The 1,609-nt window shown below is 35.4% G+C and carries 1 protein-coding gene, 1 tRNA gene and 1 pseudogene; all 3 read left to right on the top strand.

Going from position 1 to position 1,609, the window contains the following annotated elements; all coding sequences use genetic code 11:
• Nucleotides 1–5 precede the first annotated feature (5 nt).
• A complete protein-coding gene (locus tag AA81_RS03405; protein ID WP_281256288.1) occupies nucleotides 6–164 on the top strand; it encodes a glycine betaine ABC transporter substrate-binding protein in 159 nt (52 codons plus the stop codon).
• A 27-nt stretch (nucleotides 165–191) separates the two neighbouring features.
• Nucleotides 192–280 (top strand) — tRNA-Ser (locus AA81_RS03410).
• A gap of 27 nt (nucleotides 281–307) precedes the next feature.
• Nucleotides 308–1,609: pseudogene (locus AA81_RS03415) on the top strand (maltodextrin glycosyltransferase); the annotation flags it as partial.

Below are 1,609 nucleotides of genomic sequence, written 5' to 3' on the forward strand. Positions count from 1 at the left end.
AAATAATAGATGAATACCCTAAAATAAGAGAAATTTTAAAACCATTGACATTGTATTTAAATGAGGATATAATTATAAGGCTGAACTACTTGGTTGATTTTGAAGGTTTAGAACCAGAAATTGTTGCCAGAAAGTATCTACAAGGGTTGGGCCTTATTAAATAAAGAGTTAAATAATTTACAATAACTTGTGGAGGCGTGCACCGAATTGGCTAAGGGGCCGGTCTCGAAAACCGGTGGGGTTTATCCCCTTGTGGGTTCGAGTCCCACCGCCTCCGCCAATTTTTATATGAGGAGGGAAGTAAAAGATGCCTATTCTATCTGAACTTAATAAATACTTACAAAGTAAAATCTCACAGGGTAAAGACGATTATGCAATACCGAAAAGATGGATGCCACCTAATTATACCGGTAAAGTTAAACTAGCTGGGAGGAAATTTTTTGTTAATCCCTATGAGTTTATATCCAACATAATCGATAATCTATTAAAAAATGCTGGAAAAGATGTGGATTACAGCAAACCCCTTTCTTTCATTAAAAATGTTAAAGAACCTGATTGGATAAGAACGAGCATACTTTATTCTGCTCACGTAAGAGCTACAGCTGCATATGTTCATGATCAAACTACTTTATTCGTTCCAATAGATGAAAAAGGTTATACTGAATCGGGTACATTCCTAAAAATGTTGATGTTAATCCCTTATTTTTCTACGTACAAAGTCGATAGTATATACTTACTTCCAATAACTCAAGCCAGCAGTAAATTTAAAAAAGGTGAAGTTGGTTCGCCTTATGCAGTTAAAGATTTCTTCTCTGTAGAAAAAGATTATCACGACACACTTTTGGAAAATGAATTCACCCCTAATGAAGAATTTGGAGCTTTTGTCGAAGCCGCTCATATGGCTGGAATGAGAGTCTTGTTGGATTTTGTACCAAGAACAGGATCAAGGGACAATGACCTTATTTTAGAACATCCCGAATGGTTCTATTGGATAGATATAGACGAAATGAACGGTTTTGCACCCCCTAAAGTTGAAGGTCTGGGATTTGTTCAACCGAGCAAAGAAAATTTAAAAATTGTGTACAATGACGAACAAGTCAAAAATCATCTTAAAAAATTTAGATGGGATCCAAAAACTCAGAACCCACAAAAATGGGAAAATTTTATAAAACTAAATAAAGACAACCCAGATTTTTTGGATGAAATAGCAAGAGAGTTTAAAGTAATAACCGTTCCAGGATTTTCAGATTGGATAAATGATCCCCAACCGGCATGGGAAGATGTCACTTTCTTAAGACTCTATCTTTCTCATCCAGAAGAAGCTCTAAAATATATAGACGAGACAAATCAACCTCCTTATGTGCTCTTCGACGTAGTTAAATCAAGTTTGTTCCCAGGGAAAGAAAAGAATTCCGAACTTTGGAACCTAATAGCAAATATTATCCCATTCTATCAAAAAAATTTCGGTATAGATGGTGCTAGGTTGGACATGGGTCACGCTCTACCTGATGAACTTGAAGATGAAATTATAAAAAGGACAAAAGAATACGACCCTGCCTTTGTAATAATAGCCGAAGAATTAAGCATGAACAACCATATAAAAGCTAAA

The organism is Petrotoga halophila DSM 16923 (assembly GCF_002924615.1).